General features: G+C 71.4%; 14 protein-coding genes. 8 read left to right on the top strand and 6 right to left on the bottom strand.

Annotated elements, in window-relative coordinates:
- Positions 1 to 24: 24 nt before the first annotated feature.
- Genes glf through ASF37_RS15825 form a run of 3 tightly spaced genes read right to left on the bottom strand, consistent with a single transcriptional unit; the run spans position 25 to position 4,058 of the window.
- Complete coding sequence (gene glf / locus ASF37_RS15835) at positions 25 to 1,164, bottom strand: UDP-galactopyranose mutase (RefSeq protein ID WP_056581713.1); 1,140 nt, start codon at positions 1,162 to 1,164, stop codon at positions 25 to 27.
- Positions 1,161 to 2,153, bottom strand: coding sequence for a glycosyltransferase (locus ASF37_RS15830; RefSeq protein WP_055965218.1), 993 nt, complete (start codon positions 2,151 to 2,153; stop codon positions 1,161 to 1,163). Before ASF37_RS15830 ends, glf begins: the two co-directional genes overlap by 4 nt.
- Positions 2,154 to 2,204: 51 nt before the next feature.
- Positions 2,205 to 4,058: a CDP-glycerol glycerophosphotransferase family protein gene (locus ASF37_RS15825; protein ID WP_156368230.1), complete on the bottom strand. Its 1,854-nt coding sequence runs from the start codon at positions 4,056 to 4,058 to the stop codon at positions 2,205 to 2,207.
- Between the two features lie 61 nt (positions 4,059 to 4,119).
- Between ASF37_RS15825 and ASF37_RS15820 the strand changes: the two genes are divergently transcribed.
- The 4 genes from ASF37_RS15820 (at position 4,120) to ASF37_RS15805 (ending at position 8,347) form a co-directional block, all read left to right on the top strand.
- On the top strand, positions 4,120 to 5,466 hold the full coding sequence (locus ASF37_RS15820) for a TrkH family potassium uptake protein (RefSeq protein ID WP_056581634.1): 1,347 nt from the start codon (positions 4,120 to 4,122) through the stop codon (positions 5,464 to 5,466).
- On the top strand, positions 5,459 to 6,133 hold the full coding sequence (locus tag ASF37_RS15815) for a TrkA family potassium uptake protein (RefSeq protein WP_055965227.1): 675 nt from the start codon (positions 5,459 to 5,461) through the stop codon (positions 6,131 to 6,133). The genes ASF37_RS15820 and ASF37_RS15815 overlap by 8 nt, the downstream gene beginning before the upstream one ends.
- 207 nt (positions 6,134 to 6,340) lie before the next feature.
- Positions 6,341 to 8,071: a sodium:solute symporter family protein gene (locus ASF37_RS15810; RefSeq protein WP_056581633.1), complete on the top strand. Its 1,731-nt coding sequence runs from the start codon at positions 6,341 to 6,343 to the stop codon at positions 8,069 to 8,071.
- Between the two features lie 9 nt (positions 8,072 to 8,080).
- Complete coding sequence (locus ASF37_RS15805) at positions 8,081 to 8,347, top strand: hypothetical protein (protein WP_056555297.1); 267 nt, start codon at positions 8,081 to 8,083, stop codon at positions 8,345 to 8,347.
- Between the two features lie 3 nt (positions 8,348 to 8,350).
- Here the strand turns inward: ASF37_RS15805 and ASF37_RS15800 are convergent, their stop codons facing one another.
- On the bottom strand, positions 8,351 to 8,905 hold the full coding sequence (locus tag ASF37_RS15800; RefSeq protein WP_055965236.1) for a 1-acyl-sn-glycerol-3-phosphate acyltransferase: 555 nt from the start codon (positions 8,903 to 8,905) through the stop codon (positions 8,351 to 8,353).
- Positions 8,906 to 9,014: 109 nt separating this feature from the next.
- The gene (locus ASF37_RS15795; protein WP_055965239.1) at positions 9,015 to 9,893 is read right to left on the bottom strand and encodes a serine aminopeptidase domain-containing protein; all 879 of its coding nucleotides are present in this window, start codon (positions 9,891 to 9,893) and stop codon (positions 9,015 to 9,017) included.
- Between the two features lie 178 nt (positions 9,894 to 10,071).
- Here ASF37_RS15795 and leuS point away from each other — a divergent pair, with 178 nt between their 5' ends.
- The 4 genes from leuS to ASF37_RS15775 all read left to right on the top strand — a co-directional run bounded on the left by leuS (position 10,072) and on the right by ASF37_RS15775 (position 16,974).
- Positions 10,072 to 12,873, top strand: coding sequence for a leucine--tRNA ligase (leuS, locus tag ASF37_RS15790; RefSeq protein ID WP_056581632.1), 2,802 nt, complete (start codon positions 10,072 to 10,074; stop codon positions 12,871 to 12,873).
- Positions 12,874 to 12,908: 35 nt separating this feature from the next.
- A complete protein-coding gene (locus ASF37_RS15785) occupies positions 12,909 to 13,736 on the top strand; it encodes a DegV family protein (protein ID WP_369815240.1) in 828 nt (275 codons plus the stop codon).
- A 123-nt stretch (positions 13,737 to 13,859) separates the two neighbouring features.
- Positions 13,860 to 14,699, top strand: a complete 840-nt coding sequence (locus ASF37_RS16990; RefSeq protein ID WP_082506560.1) for a ComEA family DNA-binding protein — start codon at positions 13,860 to 13,862, stop codon at positions 14,697 to 14,699.
- A gap of 34 nt (positions 14,700 to 14,733) precedes the next feature.
- Positions 14,734 to 16,974, top strand: a complete 2,241-nt coding sequence (locus ASF37_RS15775; RefSeq protein WP_056581628.1) for a DNA internalization-related competence protein ComEC/Rec2 — start codon at positions 14,734 to 14,736, stop codon at positions 16,972 to 16,974.
- Here ASF37_RS15775 and ASF37_RS15770 read toward each other — a convergent pair.
- Positions 16,959 to 17,774 carry a DUF1206 domain-containing protein gene (locus ASF37_RS15770; RefSeq protein ID WP_056581625.1) on the bottom strand — a complete coding sequence of 272 codons (816 nt, stop codon included), beginning with the start codon at positions 17,772 to 17,774 and terminating at the stop codon, positions 16,959 to 16,961. The genes ASF37_RS15775 and ASF37_RS15770 overlap by 16 nt on opposite strands.
- Positions 17,775 to 17,802: the final 28 nt, after the last annotated feature.

Below are 17,802 nucleotides of genomic sequence, written 5' to 3'. Positions count from 1 at the left end.
TGGACCCCGGCGTTCGTGCGGGGGTCATCGGGTCAGCGCGTTGTCGACCATCGACAGCGCCGAGCCGATGGCCATGTGCATGTCGAGGTACTGGTAGGTGCCCAGGCGGCCACCGAAGTGCACGTCGGGCTCGTCGGCCATGAGGGCGCGGTAGGCGAGGAGACGTTCGCGGTCGGCCGGCGTGTTGACCGGGTAGTACGGCTCGTCGGTGGTGCCGTCGGCGAACCGCGAGAACTCCCGGACGATCACCGTGGCGTCGTCGGGGTAGTGCGTGCGCTCGGGGTGGAAGTGCCGGAACTCCAGGATGCGCGTGTACGGGACGTCGTCGTCGGCGTAGTTCATCACCGACGTGCCCTGGAAGTCCCCGACGCCGAGCACCTCGGTCTCGAAGTCGAGGGTGCGCCACGACAGCGGACCGTGCGCGTCGTCGAAGTAGCGGTCGACGGGGCCGGTGTAGACGACCGGCACCTGGCCGACCGTGGCGTCCTTGGAGACGACCGACGCGGGATCGAGGAAGTCGACGTCGAGGGTGACCGTGATGTTCGGGTGGTCGGCCATCCGCTCCAGCCAGGCCGTGTACCCGTCGACCGGCAGACCCTCGTGGGTGTCGTTGAAGTACCGGTTGTCGTAGGTGTACCGGACCGGCAGCCGGCTGATGATGTCGGCGCCCAGCTCGGTGGGGTCGGTCTGCCACTGCTTGGCCGTGTAGCCCTTGATGAACGCCTCGTACAGCGGCTCGCCGATCAGGCTGATCGCCTTCTCCTCGAGGTTCGCCGGGGTCCCGGTCTGCCGGGCGGCGTGCTCGACCACCCAGGCGCGCGCCTCGGAGGGGGACATCGACGAGCGGGTGAACTGGTTGATGGTGCCCAGGTTGATGGGCAGCGGGAACACCTCGTCGCGGTACGTGGAGTACACGCGGTGCTGGTAGGGCGTGAACGCGGTGAACCGGTTGACGTACTCCCACACCCGCTCGTTGGAGGTGTGGAACAGGTGCGCCCCGTACCGGTGGACCTCGATGCCGGTCCGCGGCTCGGCCTCGGAGTACGCGTTGCCGCCGATGTGGTCGCGACGGTCGACCACGTGCACCTGGCGACCCTGCTCGGCCATGCGCTCGGCGACCGTCAGTCCGAAGAAGCCCGCACCCACCACTACGAGGTCGGTCATCGTCGCACCTCCGGCTCGGTGGCCGGGGGGAGCGCCGGCGGGACGTCGGACGGGTCCATCGGCCGCCACGTGTCGTCGCGCCAGATCGCCCGGTTGGCGCGGAACCCCCGCACGAGGTCGCCGACACCCTTGAGGGTGTGCTGCACGACGACGAGCCGGAACACCTCCTTGGCGAGGGTCAGCGCGGTGCCGAGGCCGAAGCCGAGGCGGTTGAGCTTGCCGTACTCGCGGAAGTACTTGCCGACGTAGGCGCGGTTGCGGATCACGTGGAAGCGGAACAGGGGCGAGCCGTCGTTGAGGTGCCGGATGCCCAGGTTGACCTGCTGCTGCTCCCGCTTGCGCTTGAGCACGAACTCGTCGACGTACACGACCGTGGTGTGCTGGGCGGCCAGCCAGGCGTAGGCGGCGTCGTCCCAGGAGATGAAGAAGCGCGGGTCGGGCAGGCCGATGAGGCGCACGACGTCGGCGCTGACCAGCATCCCCTCGAAGGTGCCCGAGTTCGTGACGGCGTAGCCGCCGCGGTCGAAGTCCTTGACGCTGTAGGGGAGCGGGACGCCGAGGAACTGGTTGAACTTGGCCTGCCAGTAGAAGGGTGAGCCGTCGAAGTCGTAGCGCCGGCCGTGGATGCAGCCGAACCGCTCCATCCAGGGGGCGAAGCGCTCGAGCGCGTCGGGCAGGATCTCGACGTCGTCGTCCATGAGCCACACCCAGTCGGCCCCCAGCTCGAGCGCCACGCGGGTGCCTTCGCTGAATCCGCCCGAGCCGCCCGTGTTCGTGTCGAGCAGTCGGTTCACGAGCACGCCGTCGGGGAACCAGGCCTGGGCGTCGGCGAGCACCTGCTGGGTGTCGTCGGTGCTGGCGTTGTCGACGACGACGATGCGCCACGCCGGCGTCGTCATCGCCGCGGCGCTCTGCAGGAGCTCGGCGAGGAACGCGGACCGGTTGAACGTGACGATCGCGATCGCGATCTTGTCGGGTGCCTCGGTCACCGGGCCACCCTACCGTCCGGGACGCCCGCCACCGGGAGGCCCTGACGCTGCCTACTCGACGTCGCCGAGGCTGTCGTCGGAGTCGCTCGGGTCATGTGACTGGGTCTGGCCGAAGTACTGCTCGCGCTCGCCCTCCGCGCGGGCGATGAACGCCTCGACGCTGGCGCGGAAGGACTCGAGGGTGCGCTTCTCCGGTGCCCCCAGGAGGTAGGTGGCGAGGCGGGTCCGCTCGGCCGCGCGCTCGTCGGGGACCTGGCCGGTGGCGACCTGCACGAGCTCCTCGATGCCCGAGCCGTCGGGGCCCACGATGGTGGCGGCCGACGCGGAGGGGTACTCGGCGCGGAACGTCGTCTCGTCGAGCGGGGTGCCGCCGTGCCCGGTGTGGTTGAACACGGCGATCGGCTTCTCGCTGGCCAGGAAGTCCGAGACCACGCTCGAGACGTCGGTGAACAGTGCCGTGGCGCGGTTGAACCAGGGCTCGATGGGACCGCTGCGCACCACCTTGTGGTCGATGCCGGAGGAGGCGGCGGCCTCGCGGACGCGTGCCGCGATCGCGGCGTCGACGGCGCGGTACTTGGCGTCGCGCTGGCCGGTGAAGGGGTGCGGCTTGTAGACGAGGCGTGCCGGGGTGGGGGAGCCGAGCACGGCCTCGACGATCCTCGCGCCGACGGCGGAGATCGACGAGTACTCCTGCAGGGTGTTCACGCCCTCCCAGGTGGGGGCGTACAGGATCGTCGGCACGTCCTCCTCGCCGACCCGCGGGCTCGAGGAGATGGAGTGCACCTGGGGGCGGCCGACGAACCGGAACTGGCTCTCGTGGATGCCGAGCCCGGACTTGCGGTAGCGGTCGGCACCGGCCTCCCCGGCCACCCACAGCTCGTCGTAGACCCGCGAGAACGGGTTGGCCGAGGCCGACTTGTCGCTGTCGCCGTGGCCCACGAACGCACTCATGATGTGCGGCAGGCGCAGCAGGTGGATGTTGTTGCCCGTGTTCGACGGGTACAGGGCGACCTTGACGCTGGCGAAGTCGAGCATGAGCAGCTCGCCGGCGTTGGCCAGCTGCAGGGTCGGCAGGTCGGTGTGGCGGATGGTGTCGAAGAGCGGCGCGTCGCGCAGCACCACGAGCACCCGGCGGTCGAGGGCCTCGAGCGACTCGAGCCAGGTGTTGACCTGGTAGGCCGAGCCGAGCGGACCGCTGAGGTGCAGCACCACCTCGGGCTGGTACTCGTCGAGGAAGTCCTGCACCTGGCGCAGGGCAGGGGTGAACCCCGTCGCGCGCTTGGCCTGGCGCATCCGCCACGAGGTCCGGGCGTCGGGAACGGTGACGTAGGCCAGGGCGGCGACGGCGAGCACGCCGACGAGCAGGACCAGCCAGAAGGGCGCGCCGAGGGGTCCGACGACGAGCACCGCCGCCTGGGCGAGGCACACCTCGAGCACGCGTGCCGGGGGCTCGACCGCGATGGACGGGTCACCCGGGATGTTGCGGGTGCGCAGGGGGCGCAGCGAGCCGACCCGGCGGTACTCGTGGTGCAGGGCGCGTCCGCACAGGGCCACCAGCGTCGCGAGACCGACGAAGGCCGTCGACGTGTGGGCCGTGCGGTCGTCGGGCAGGTTCAGGAGCGTGAGCACGGCGAGGAGCCGCACCACGAAGCGGACCGGGATGCCGAGCGACGCCTGGTGCAGGCCCGTCCGCACCGCCGGCGGGCCGGAGAGCAGCAGGTACTCGCCGACGAGCGAGACCGCCACGAGGGCGAGCGCGACCCGCTCGGTGCCCACGGAGTCGGCGACCAGCACGAGCAGGAGGGCGGCGGTGGGGAGGGCGAGGCTCATCAGGAGCGCCACGCCGGAGCGCGAGACGGCCACTCGGGCCAACCGGCCGACGGCGGCAGAGGGGCTGGAAGGCATCAGGAGACCGTAGCAGCCACGTACGGCCCCCCGAAGCCTCCGGTAGGGGTACGGTCGTGGCGTGCCACGTCCGAGGATCCCGGCTGCCATCGCGCACCCAGTGCGGCTGCTGCCACTCACGTTCTTCGCCCTGATCCTCCTCGGCACCGCCCTCCTGCTGATGCCGGTCGCCCGCAGTGCACAGGGGCGTGCCGACGTCGTCGACGCCTTCTTCACGTCCGCGTCGGCCGTCACCGTCACGGGTCTGGCGAGCGTCGACACGTCGACCTACTGGAGCCCTGCCGGCCAGGCGATCATCCTCGTCCTCGTCGAGATCGGCGGCCTCGGCATCGTCGCCCTGGCCACGGTGCTCGGCCTGTTCATCGGCGGCCGTCTGGGGCTGCGCACCCGTCTGGTCGCGCAGGCCGACATGCACGTCGTCAACATCGGCGAGGTCCGTCCCCTGTTCCGCCGCGTCGCGGTGATGATGCTCGGCTTCCAGGGTGCGATCGCGGCGTTCCTGACCGTTCGGTACCGCCTGACCTACTTCGACGACCTGCCGACGGCGCTGTGGCACGGCGTCTTCGACTCGGTCATGGCGTTCAACAACGCCGGCTTCTCCCTCAACAGCGACAGCCTGATCGGCTACGCGGGCGACGGCCTCGTCATCATCCCGATCTGCGTAGGCGTGTTCGTGGGGGCCATGGGGTTCCCGGTGCTCGCCGAGCTCTTCAAGGAGTGGCGGACGCCCGCCCGCTGGACCATCCACACGCGACTCACGGTCTGGGGGTCGATCGGTCTGCTGGCCTTCGGCGCCGCGGCCTTCCTGGCCCTCGAGTGGGCCAATCCGGACACCCTCGCTCCGATGTCGCTGCACGACAAGCTCGTGACGGGCATCGAGGGCGGCATCATGCCGAGGTCGGGTGGGCTCAACAGCTTCGACTGGGGTGCGGTGTCGGGGGAGACCCTGTCCATCGGCACCATCCTCATGTTCATCGGTGGCGGCAGTGCCAGCACCGCCGGCGGGATCAAGGTGACCACCTTCCTGCTGCTGGCCTTCGTGATCCTCGCCGAGCTGCGCGGCGACCCGGAGGTGACGGTCGGCAACCGCTCGGTCGGGCCGGCGGTCGTGCGCACCGCGCTGAGCATCGCGCTCATCTCGGTGATGCTCGTGATGTCGACGACCCTGCTCGTCATGGTCCTCACGGACTTCTCGTTCGAGCAGGTCCTGTTCGAGTGCACGTCGGCGTTCGCCACGGTCGGACTCAGCACCGGACTCACTCCACAGCTGCCCGACAGTGCCAAGCTGGTGCTCGCGGTCTTGATGTTCGTGGGCCGAGTGGGCACCATTGCGGCTGCGTCCGCCTTCATCCTGAGGCGGCGAGCGCCGCGCTACCACCTTCCCGAGGAGCAACCGATCATTGGCTAAGGCAAAGGACACCCCCGCCAACGCGCCCGTCATCGTCCTCGGGCTCGGTCGCTTCGGCTCCGCCGTGGCGCGATCGTTGGTGCAGCTCGGACACGACGTGCTGGCCGTCGACGAGCGTCCCGAGATCGTCCAGAGGTACGCGAGCGACTTCACCCACGTCGTGGCGGCCGACACCACCGACACCGAGGCGTTGCGCCAGATCGGCGCGGAGCAGTTCGGCGTCGCCGTCGTGGGCATCGGCACCGACATCGAGGCGAGCGTGCTCACGGTGCTCGGCCTGCTGGACCTCGGGGTCAAGGAGGTGTGGGCCAAGGCGATCAGCGGCAAGCACGCGGCGATCCTCGAGCGGGTCGGAGCCACGCACGTGATCCGTCCGGAGTCGCAGATGGGCAAGCGGGTGGCGCACCTGGTCACCGGCACCATGACCGACTTCATCGAGTTCGACGACGGCTTCGCGATCGCGCGCACGCGGGCCCCCGAGTGCACCGTCGACCGGACGCTCACGGACTCCAACGTCCGGCAGAAGTACGGCGTGACGGTCGTCGGACTCAAGACTCGTGGTGAGGACTTCACCTACGCCAAGGCCGACACGTTCGTCACCACCGGCGACGAGCTCATCGTCTCGGGCCCGACCCCCAAGGTCGAGGCCTACTGCGCCCTCAGCTAGCCCCCCGAGCGCTGACTTCTCCACCGAGCGACGACGTCCGGTGAGTTCTCCACCGTCTCAGCGCCGGGACGGTGGAACGTGCACCGCACCACCCCGGGGCCGCGTTCTCGGTCGAGACGTCGGCGCCGAAGGTGGCCGGCCCCGACGCGCGCGCAAGCCCGGGCGGGCGTACGGTGCTGCTGGTCCATCTCGTTGCAGGGATGAACCATGAGAGGGGGAGTGGTGCACGCACTCGCAGGACCATCGTTGGCGGCCGCGGACGGATCGTTCCGGCTCGACGCGGACTTCTTCGACTACACGATCGTGGCGATCTACTTCGCCGTCGTGCTCGGCATCGGGGTGCTGGCGCGGCGCCAGGTCTCGACGAGCATCGACTTCTTCCTCTCCGGCAGGTCGCTGCCCGCCTGGGTGACGGGGCTGGCGTTCATCGCGGCCAACCTCGGCGCGGTCGAGATCATGGGCATGAGCGCCAACGGCGCCGAGTACGGCATGGCGACCGTGCACTACTTCTGGATCGGCGCCGTGCCCGCGATGCTCTTCCTCGGTGTCGTGATGATGCCGTTCTACTACGGCTCCGGCGTGCGCAGCGTCCCCGAGTTCATGCGCCGCCGCTTCGGCACGGGCGCCCACCTGGTCAACGCGCTCAGCTTCTCGATCGCCCAGCTGCTGATCGCCGGCATCAACCTCTACCTCCTGGCGACGATCGTGAACCGGCTGCTCGGCTGGCCGTTGTGGGTCTCGCTCGTCGCGGCAGCCGCCGTCGTGCTCAGCTACACCGCGCTCGGCGGCCTCTCGGCGGCGATCTACAACGAGGTCCTGCAGTTCTTCGTCATCGTCGCGGCGCTCGTTCCGCTGACGGTCATCGCGCTGCACAAGGTGGGCGGCTGGCAGGGCATCGTCGACCAGGTGCAGCCCGGCCCGGAGCAGCTGTCGTCGTGGCCCGGCACCGACCTCACCGGCATCGACGACCCGTTCTGGTCGGTCGTCGGCCTGGTGCTCGGGCTCGGCTTCGTGCTGTCGTTCGGCTACTGGACGACGAACTTCGTGGAGGTCCAGCGCGCGATGGCCTCGTCGTCGATGTCGGCCGCACGGCGGGCACCGATCATCGGCGCCTTCCCGAAGATGTTCATCCCGTTCATCGTCATCATCCCGGGCATCATCGCGGCGATCGTGGTGCCCGAGCTGGCCTCGCTCAAGGCCGGGGGAGACGCCCAGGGCGCCACCTACAACGACGCGATCCTCCTGCTGATGCGCGACCTGCTGCCCAACGGCATGCTCGGCGTCGCGCTGGCCGGTCTGCTCGCGTCGTTCATGGCGGGCATGGCGGCCAACATCTCGGCCTTCAACACGGTCTTCAGCTACGACCTGTGGCAGCAGTACGTGGTCAAGGACCGCGAGGACGGCTACTACCTCCGGGTCGGCCGACTGGCGACCGTCGGCGCGACGGTGACCGCCATCGGCACCGCGCTGATCGCGTCCAACTACGACAACCTGATGGACTACCTGCAGACCCTCTTCGGGTTCTTCAACGCCCCGCTGTTCGCCACGTTCATCCTCGGCATGTTCTGGAAGCGGATGTCGGCCGCGGCCGGCTGGTCCGGACTGGTGGCCGGCACGGACGCAGCGGTGCTGGTGGCCGTCCTCAGCGAGGACGCCCTCGGGCCGATGAGCCTCGGGGTGATCGGGCTGTCGGGCCAGGGCGCGTCCTTCGTGGCGGCCGGAGCGGCCTTCGCCGTCGACATCGTGGTCAGCGTGGCCGTGACGATGGCCACCGCAGCCAAGCCCGAGAAGGAGCTGGTGGGCCTCGTCTACTCCCTGACGCCCAAGGAGGACCTCGTCGATCCCGACGAGGGCGTGCTTCCCTGGTACCAGTCGCCGGTGAAGCTGGCGGGCATCGGGCTCGCCATCGTCGTCGTCCTCAACGTGGTCTTCCGGTAGGAGCGAAGCATGAGCGAGAAGCACACCGCGGGCGCGTTCGACATCCGCACCCTCATCGGCGGCCTGCTCGGCCTGTACGGGCTGATCCTCACCTGTCTCGGTCTGTTCCGGGCGACGGAGGAGGAGCTGGCCAAGGGCGACGGGCTCAACATCAACCTCTGGGCCGGGATCGGCATGCTCGTGGTCGCGGCGATCTTCCTCGCCTGGGTGCGCCTCAAGCCACTCGTGGTCCCGACGCCCGCCGACGAGTCCGCCGGCACCTCCGACGGGTCGTAGGGCCTACTCCTCGCGCAGGCGCGGGACGGTGGCGTCGGCGGGCTTGATGCCGAGCTTGTCGGCGTAGAAGGCACGCACGAGGTCCATGTCGGCCTTGACGTCGCCGCTCGGGCTGAACGTCGGGCCGTAGCCCATCGTCTTCGTCGGCGGGTCGAAGAACGCGAGCGTGATCGGCAGGCCGGTCTGCTGCGAGAGCCGGTAGAACCCCGACTTCCAGTACTCGCTCCTGGAGCGGGTTCCCTCGGCCGCGATCACGAGCCGGAAGGGTTCGCCGGAACTGGCCTCGGCAGCCAGGTCGGAGACGACCGTGGCCGCGTTGTCGCGATCGAGCGGCACCCCACCCAGGCGCTTGAGCAGCCAGCCGAGCGGGCCCTTGAACAGCTCCTTCTTGACCAGGACGCGCGGGTGCGCGCCGTCGTGCCACATGACGAGCAGCATCGTGACGAAGTCCCAGTTCGAGGTGTGCGGGGCACCGACCAGGATCCCCGAGGGCGGTGTCTTCCCCTTCATCGTGTAACCCATGCGACGGATCACGAAGCGGGCGAGGCGTTGACGCATGCGGTGAGCGTAGCGACCGGGCCGGGCAGGGCCGCGACGAGGAAGGCCGCGGGTGCCCACCCCTGGTGGTGGCACCCGCGGCCTCGCCGACGTCCTTCGTGCTCGATGCTCAGTAGCCCGAGCGCCGCCAGTCCGAGATCGCCGTGCTCGTCCCCGGACCCGGGGCGATGAACTGCGTGTAGCGCGTGTCGTCGTCGACCCAGCGCTTCAGCCAGGCGAGGGAGTACTTCGCGATGGTGGTGTTGCTGGTGTTCGGCGCGAAGTGACTCGCCCCCCGCAGCTCGAGGTATGCCTTCGGCGTGCTCGACGGGATCCCGGAGTAGAGCGGGACGGCGTGCGACCGGGTGGAGGCCACGCTGTCGTTCTCGGCTCCGACGACCATCGTCGGTGTGCTCACGCGCGACCAGGTCTTGGTCAGGTGCCAGGGCGTCAGCGCGACGGCGGCCTTGAGGCTCGGGTCGTCGCTGGCGGCCTCGATCGCTCCACCGCCGCCCATCGAGTGGCCCATGACGGCGAGCCGCGACGCGTCGACGCGGGAACGGACGGTGCTGCTCTCGGTCAGGTAGTCCAGGGCGGCCGCCAGCTGGTCGGCCCGGCTGCCGGGCTGGTCGTAGCGGCTGTTGGTGTCGATGGTGAAGACGACGAAGCCCTGGGACGCCAGTCGTGGGCCGAGCCACGAGATCGAGCTCTGCGCTGCGGTGTAGCCGGGTGAGACGGCCACGGCGCCGAACGTGCCGTCCGCCGTCGAGGTCGGGTAGTAGATCGTCCCGCCGCCGAAGCCGCGGGCGGCGAACGACGAGACGGTCGTGCTGGACGTCGCGTACGGACCGCGAGCGGCCTCGATGGACGCGGTGGTCGGCGCAGGCCCCCGCTCGTACGGGTTCTCGGCCGCGGTGGCGGTCGTCGGCGTGGCCAGCAGGCCTGCCAGGACGGCGAGGAGTGCGACGACGGTCGCGACCGCACCCCTGCGTGGACGGACGTGCTCCATGGTGGTTTCCTTCCCCCGACGAGCGCCTAGTTGCACTCCGTGTGCAGAAAGAATGCCCACCCCCCGACCGCGGCGTCAAGAGGTCCGCCTCGGCCGGGACCGTCGAGGAGTCGACGTGGCCCGGGCGACGGCGGGCTCGGGTGCCGGGCCGTGGGCGGTGCGTCGGTAGCATCGTCCGGTGAGCACCACCGACCGCCCATCGACGTCCAGTCCCGTGACGTCGCACCGCTACACCGCCGAGCTGGCCGCCGAGATCGAGGCACGCTGGCAGGAGCGGTGGGCCGACGACGGCACCTTCGACGCGCCCAACCCGGTCGGCGACCTGGCCGGGGAGACGACGGTCTCGGAGTCCACCTACTACCTGATGGACATGTTCCCGTACCCCTCCGGCGCGGGCCTGCACGTGGGACACCCGCTCGGCTACATCGCCACCGACGTCGTGGGCCGGCACCAGCGGATGAAGGGCCGCAACGTGCTGCACACGCTCGGCTACGACGCCTTCGGCCTGCCGGCCGAGCTGCACGCGATCCAGACCGGTGAGCACCCGAGGGCCAACACGCTCGCGAACATCGCGAACATGCGACGTCAGCTGCGTCGGCTCGGGCTCGCCCACGACTCCCGCCGGTCGTTCGCCACGATCGACCCGGACTTCGTGCGCTGGACGCAGTGGATCTTCCTGCAGATCTTCGACTCCTGGTACGACGAGGAGGCTGGGCGGGCGCGGCCGATCTCCGAGCTGCGCGAGAAGCTTGGAACCGACGACCCGGCCGTCATCGATCCCCACCGTCTGGCGTACGTCAGCGAGTCGCCGGTCAACTGGTGCCCGGCGCTCGGGACCGTGCTCTCCAACGAGGAGGTCACGGCCGAGGGCCGCAGCGAGCGCGGCAACTTCCCGGTCTTCCAGCGCAACCTGCGCCAGTGGCAGATGCGCATCACGGCGTACGCCGACCGGCTCGTCGACGACCTCGAGCGCGTCGACTGGCCGGAGCCGGTCAAGCTCATGCAGCGCAACTGGATCGGTCGTTCGCACGGCGCCGAGGTCGACTTCGACGTCCCCGCGGTCGAGAACGCCACGATCCGCGTGTTCACGACCCGGCCGGACACCCTGTTCGGCGCCACCTACATGGTGCTGGCGCCGGAGCACGAGCTGGTCGACGCGATCCTGACCGACGAGTGGCCCGACGGCACCGACTCCCGGTGGACCGCCGGCGCGGCGTCCCCGTCGGAGGCCGTGGCGGCGTACCGCCACGCGGCGGCCCGCAAGACCGACGTCGAGCGCCAGGAGAACAAGGACAAGACGGGCGTCTTCACCGGCGCCTTCGCGGTCAACCCGGTGAACGGCGAGCGTGTGCCGGTCTTCGTGGCCGACTACGTGCTCGTGGGCTACGGCACGGGCGCCATCATGGCCGTCCCGGCGCACGACGAGCGCGACTTCGAGTTCGCGACGGCGTTCGGCCTGCCGACCCCTCGGGTCGTCACCGGCGGGGACGACCTGCCCTGGACCGGCGACGGGGTCGCCACGGCCTCGGCCAACGACGAGGTCAGCCTCGACGGGCTGGGCGTCGCGGAGGCGAAGTCGCGCATCATCGCCTGGCTCGAGGAGAAGGGGCGAGGCACCGGCACCACCACCTACCGGCTGCGCGACTGGCTCTTCTCGCGCCAGCGCTACTGGGGCGAGCCCTTCCCGATCGTCTTCGACGAGGACGGCCACCCGCACGCCGTGCCCGACCACCTCCTGCCCGTCGAGCTGCCCGACGTGCCCGACTACTCGCCGCGCACGTTCGAGCCCGACGACGTCACGAGCGAGCCCGAGCCCCCGCTCGGCCGCGCGCACGACTGGCTCGACGTCGAGCTCGACCTGGGCGACGGACCGCGCCGGTACCGCCGCGACACCAACACCATGCCCAACTGGGCCGGCTCCAGCTGGTACCAGCTGCGCTACCTCGACCCGCACAACGCCGACGCCCTCGTCGACCCGGCCAACGAGGCCTACTGGATGGGTCCCACGGACGCCAAGTCCACGGGCGGTGTCGACCTCTACGTCGGCGGGGTGGAGCACGCGGTGCTGCACCTGCTCTACGCCCGGTTCTGGCACAAGGTGCTGTTCGACCTGGGACACGTGAGCAGCGAGGAGCCGTTCCACCGGCTGTTCAACCAGGGCTACATCCAGGCGTACGCCTTCACCGACGCGCGCGGGACCTACGTACCGGCCGACGCGGTGGTCGAGCAGGTGGCCGACGACGGCACCACGACCTACACGTACGAGGGCAGCCCGGTCTCCCGCGAGTACGGGAAGATGGGCAAGAGCCTGAAGAACGTCGTCACGCCCGACGAGATGTACGACGAGTTCGGCGCCGACACGTTCCGGGTCTACGAGATGAGCATGGGCCCGCTCGACCAGTCGCGACCGTGGGAGACGCGCGCCGTCGTCGGCTCGCAGCGGTTCCTCCAGCGGGTGTGGCGCCTGGTCGTCGACGAGGAGTCCGGTGACGTCAAGGCCGACGACGTCGAGCCGGACCGCGACACCCTGCGCGTGCTGCACCGCACCATCGACGGCGTCTCGGCCGACATGGACGCGCTGCGCTTCAACACGGCGATCGCCAAGCTGATCGAGCTGACCAACCACCTGACCAAGGCCTCGGTGACGAGCCGGTCGGCGCTGGAGCCGCTCGTGCTCATGCTGGCCCCGTTCGCACCGCACGTGGCCGAGGAGCTGTGGTCGTTGCTGGGCCACGACACCTCGCTCACGCGTGCCGCCTTCCCCCAGGCCGACCCCGCGCTCCTCGTCGCGGACACCGTCACGTGCGTCGTGCAGGTGCAGGGCAAGGTGCGGGCCAAGCTCGACGTCTCGCCCGACGTCACCGACGACGAGCTCACCGCACTGGCGCTGGCCGAGGAGAACGTGCAGCGCTCGATCGACGGGCGCGAGGTGCGCAAGGTCATCGTGCGGGCCCCCAAGCTCGTGAACGTGGTCGTATGAGCGGCGCTGCCGGGAGCCGGCGTCGCATCGCGGTGGTGACCGACTCCACCGCCTCGCTGGACCCCGTCGACGCGGAGCGCGAGGGCATCACGGTGGTGCCGCTCAAGCTGGTCATCGGCGCGTCCACGTTCACCGAGGGTGTCGACGCGACGTCCGACGACGTCGCCTCCGCGCTCAAGGAGTTCGTGCCGGTCAGCACCTCGCGGCCCACGCCCGACGAGTTCGGCGCCGTGTACGAGCGGCTCGCGGCGGAGGGCTTCGACGCCGTCGTGTCGGTGCACCTCAGCGCGGAGATCTCCGGCACGTTCGACTCGGCGCAGCTCGCCGCGCGCGAGGCGACGATCCCGGTCATGTGCGTCGACAGCCGCCAGGTGGGGATCGCCACGGGCTTCGCCGCCGGTCGGGCGGCGCGCGTCGTCCGGGAGGGCGGTGACGAGGCCGCGGCCGTCGGTGCTGCGCTGGCTGCGGGGGAGAGCTCGACCGTGCTCATGTACGTCGACACCCTGGAGTACCTGCGTCGCGGCGGTCGGGTCGGGGCGGCGGCCGCCCTCATCGGGTCGGCGCTCGCGGTCAAGCCGCTGCTCACCCTGCGCGACGGCATGGTCGAGCCGCTCGAGCGGGTCCGGACCACCAGCAAGGCGGTGGCTCGGCTCGAGGTGCTCACCGTCCAGGCCGCCGAGAAGGCGCAGGACGGGTTCGACATCGGCGTGCAGCACCTGGCCAACCCCGAGCTCGCGCAGCAGGTGGCCGACCGCCTGGCTGCCTCGCTCGGTCGGGAGCAGGTCCCGGTCAACGAGGTCGGCGCGGTCATCGGAGCCCACGTCGGCCCCGGGATGCTCGCCGTCACCGTCACGCCCCGCTGAGACCACCGGTCCCCTCGCGGCGCCGGGTGCCCGTCCACAGGGTCTCTCGACCCACGTGACGGCTTGTCCACAGTGCTGTGCCGACGGGTGCCGGGCGGCCGGGACGCTGCCTACCGTCGAGGAGTGAGCACACCACGTCCAGCACCGCCCCAGGAGACCCGGGCCGAGGTCGCCCGACGTCGGCTCGCCCAGCTCACCGCGTCGTTCGAGGCCACCCACCCGGACGACCCGTTCGACCGGCTCGTGGGTGGCTCCGCCCCGGTGGACCACGACGAGCAGCCCGAGCCGGCGGCAGCGTCCCCAGGCGGCGGCCGGAGACGAGCCGCGCCGCGCCGTCCGCGCCGTCCGCGCGGGCTGCACGGCAGCCACCTGCGGATGGCCACCACCGCCGCCGTGGCGGCCGGGGTGCTGCTGACCTGGTGGCTGGTGGCCGAACGCCCCCGCACGTCCGACGTCGATCGTCCGCTCCAGGTCTCGTCGCGCGCGGACGCGACCGGCGACGCCCCCGCCGAGGGAGCGGCGTCCCAAGCCTCGGCCGAGGTGGTCGTCGACGTCGCGGGCAAGGTCCGTGACCCCGGGATCGTCACCCTGCCTGCCGGGTCCAGGGTGTTCGAGGCGATCGAGAAGGCGGGCGGCATCGAGGGCACGCTGGAGGAGCCCACGATCAACCTGGCCCGACAGCTCGTCGACGGCGAGCAGATCCTCGTGGGCGTCGAGCCTGCCGAGCCGGGTGCCGCCGGTGCCACCGCAGGCGCGGGCGGGACCGGCGGGGGAGTGGTCGACCTCAACAGCGCCACCCTCGCGCAGCTCGACGCGCTGCCCGGGGTCGGCCCGGTGACCGCGCAGTCGATCCTCGACTGGCGGCAGGAGAACGGCCGGTTCACCTCCGTCGACGAACTTCTCGACGTGTCCGGCATCGGCGAGAAGACCCTCGAGGACCTGCGCGACCGCGTGACGGTGTGAGCGCCCGGGCCGGGCAGGACCACCGGGTCCACTGATGGACCTGAGGCTGGTGCCGGCCGCCGTGGCCGTGTGGGCCGTGGCGGCCTGGGCCGTCGGTGCAGGACCGGGGGCCGTCCTGGTCGTCGCGGTCGTCTCGGTGGTCGTGGGCGGGGCAGCCGCAGGTCGGTTCCGCGCGCTCGCCCTGGTGGCGGTCGTGGTGGCGGCGGTGGCCGCGTCGACCGCGTGGCGCCTGGGTGACGTGCAGGCCACCCCGGTGGCCGAGCTCGCGGCGTCGCGCGAGCGGGTGACGGTGCAGGCCCAGGTGGTGCGCGACGGTCGGGTCTTCGAGTCGGTCGGGAGTCAGGGGACGGTCGTGGGGCTCCTGGTGCTGCGGGTCGAGGACCGACATGGTCGGGTGCACGGGGTCCGGGACCCGGTCACGGCGTTCCTGCGTGACGCGCACGAGGACCTCGTCGTCGGTCGTCGGCTCGTGCTGCAGGGCCGTCTCGGACCACCCGGCGACCACCGCGACACGGCCACGCTCCAGGTGACGCGACGGTCGGCGGTCCAGGGCGCGGCGTGGTGGTGGTCGGCGTCGGAGCGGGTCCGCGCGGGCGTGCGGTCGTCGGTCGACCACGCGCCGCCGGCTCCGTCGGCGCTCGTCCCTGCGCTCGTCGTCGGCGACGACGCCGCACTGCCCGACCGGGTCGAGGAGGAGTTCCGCCGCACCGGCCTCACGCACCTGCTCGCCGTCTCCGGCACCAACCTGACGATCGTGCTCGCCATGGTGCTGGCCGTCGCTCGTGCCGGGCGTGCGCCACCACGGTTGCTGCTGGTGATCGGGCTGCTGGGCGTGGTGGGGTTCGTGCTGCTGGCCCGGCCGGAGCCCAGCGTGCTGCGGGCGGCGGGGATGGGCGTCGTCGGGCTCGCGGCGCTGGGTCTGGGGTCGCGAGGCGGGATCCGGGCGCTGTGCGTCGCGGTCGTCGCGCTGCTGTTCTGCGACCCGTGGCTGTCGAGGGCCGTCGGCTTCGTGCTCTCGGTGTGCGCGACCGCAGGCATCCTGCTGCTGGCGCCACCCTTCGTGCGCGCGCTGGAGCGATGGCTGCCGCGGTGGGCGGCGATCGCCGTCGCCGTGCCGCTGGCGGCGCAAGCTGCCTGCACCCCGGTCATCGCGGCCATCTCGGCCGAGGTCTCGATCGTGGCCGTGGTGGCGAACGTGCTGGCGGCGCCCGTGGTCGCACCGGCGACGGTCCTCGGGCTGCTGGCCGGTCTCGTGGACCTGGTGTCACCGGCCGTCGCGTCGGTGCTGGGCACGGGTGCGGCGGCGTGCGCGGGATGGATCGTGCTGGTCGCGCACCACGCCGCGTCGCTCCCTGGGGCGAGCCTGGTCTGGTCACGCCCGTGGTGGTCGCTGCTCGTCCTGGTGCCGGTCGCGCTGTGGTGGGGGTGGCGTGCTGCGCCTCACCCGGTGCTGGTGGTCGGGCTGTGCCTCGGGCTCGTGGTGGCCATGGTCCGCCCACCGAGCCCTGGCTGGCCGCCGCCGGGCTGGGTGATGGTGGCGTGCGACGTGGGCCAGGGGGACGCGACGGTGATCCGGTCCGGTGACGACGAGGCGGTGGTGGTCGACGTCGGCATGGAGCCGGCCGACGTGGACCGGTGCCTGCGTGGCCTCGGGGTGCGGCGGGTGCCGGCGCTGGTGCTCACCCACGGGGACGCCGACCACGTGGGTGGTCGGTCCGGCGTCGCTGCGGGACGCTACGTCGGCGTGGTGCTCGTGGGACGTCCGGGGGTCGCGGTGGACGGGGTGCCGACGCGCACGCTCGCCCGCGGCGACCGGTTCGCGGTGGGGGACGTCACGGCCGATGTCCTGTGGCCGCAGGCCGCACCTGCCGGCAGCGCCCGCGTTCGGGGCGATCTCGACCGCAACGGGGCGAGCCTGGTGCTGCGGGTGCGGGTGCAGGGCGTGGTGCTCATGCTCACGGGCGACGTGGGAGAGGCCGAGCAGGACCGTCTCGCCCGGTCGGGCGCCGACCTGCGTGCCGACGTGCTCAAGGTCGCCCACCACGGGAGCGCCGACACGTCGGCCCGGTTCACCCAGGCGGTCGGTGCCTCGGTGGCGACGATCTCCGTCGGGGCCGACAACGACTACGGCCATCCCACCCCCGCCGCCCTGCGGATGCTGCGCGACGTCGGCACGCAGGCCCATCGCACCGACGAGGAGGGCGACGTCGCCGTGATCGTGCGCGACGGCAGGCTGTCGGTGGTCGCGCGGGGGAGCGGTCAGCGGTCGAGGTAGCGGGCCCGGGCCAGGCACCAGGCGCCGTAGAGGCCGATCCCGATGGCGATGAGACCGAGCAGCCAGGGTCCGAACGGCTGCTGCAGGACCGTGCGCAGCGCCTCGTCGAGACCGCCGGAGCGGTCGGCGTCGCGGGTGAGGGCGGCGAAGCAGAACAGGCCGCCGACGATCGCGATCGAGACGCCCTTGGCCAGGTGTCCGGCCGTGCCGAGGCGCACGAGCACGTCGCCCGAGGTTCCGCTGAGCCCCTCCGGCTTCAGGTGGTCGCGGTGCTGGTGGCTGAGCCCGCGCCAGGCGGTCCAGCCCCCGTAGCCGATGACCGCCAGGCCCACGATCCCGACGAGCACCGCGCCGGCGGGCAGCGAGAGCAGGCGAGCCGTCCACGTCTCGTTGCCCGAGCCACCGGAGCCGGAGCCGGACCCGGTCGCGACCTGCGCCGCGCTCCAGGCCACGACGCCGTAGATGACCGCCTTGAGCAGGTCGGCCGCACGGTGCGCCCAGAGCGTGGCTCCCTCGTCCTGACGGTGGTCGAGCGTCGCCTCGAGCACGCGCCACAGCACCAGCACCGCCATCCCTGCGACGACCAGCCACAGGATCGTGCGACCGAACGGCTGCTGCGCGAGCTCGGCCAGCGCCCCCTTGGTGTCGGCCTTGCCGCTCGGGTCGCCCAGGGCCAGCTGGAGGGCGAGGAAGGCCACGACGAGGTGCACGAGCCCGTAGGCCACGAAGCCGAAGCGGACCAGGTTGTCCACCCAGTCGTCGTCGACGTGGGAGGCGACGTTGTCGGCGTCGATCGGCATGGCCGGAGCCTACGCCCACGTCGGCTCC

Source organism: Aeromicrobium sp. Leaf289 (assembly GCF_001423335.1).
Taxonomy (GTDB): Bacteria; Actinomycetota; Actinomycetes; order Propionibacteriales; family Nocardioidaceae; genus Aeromicrobium.
This window is presented reverse-complemented; position numbering and strand designations above follow the sequence as displayed.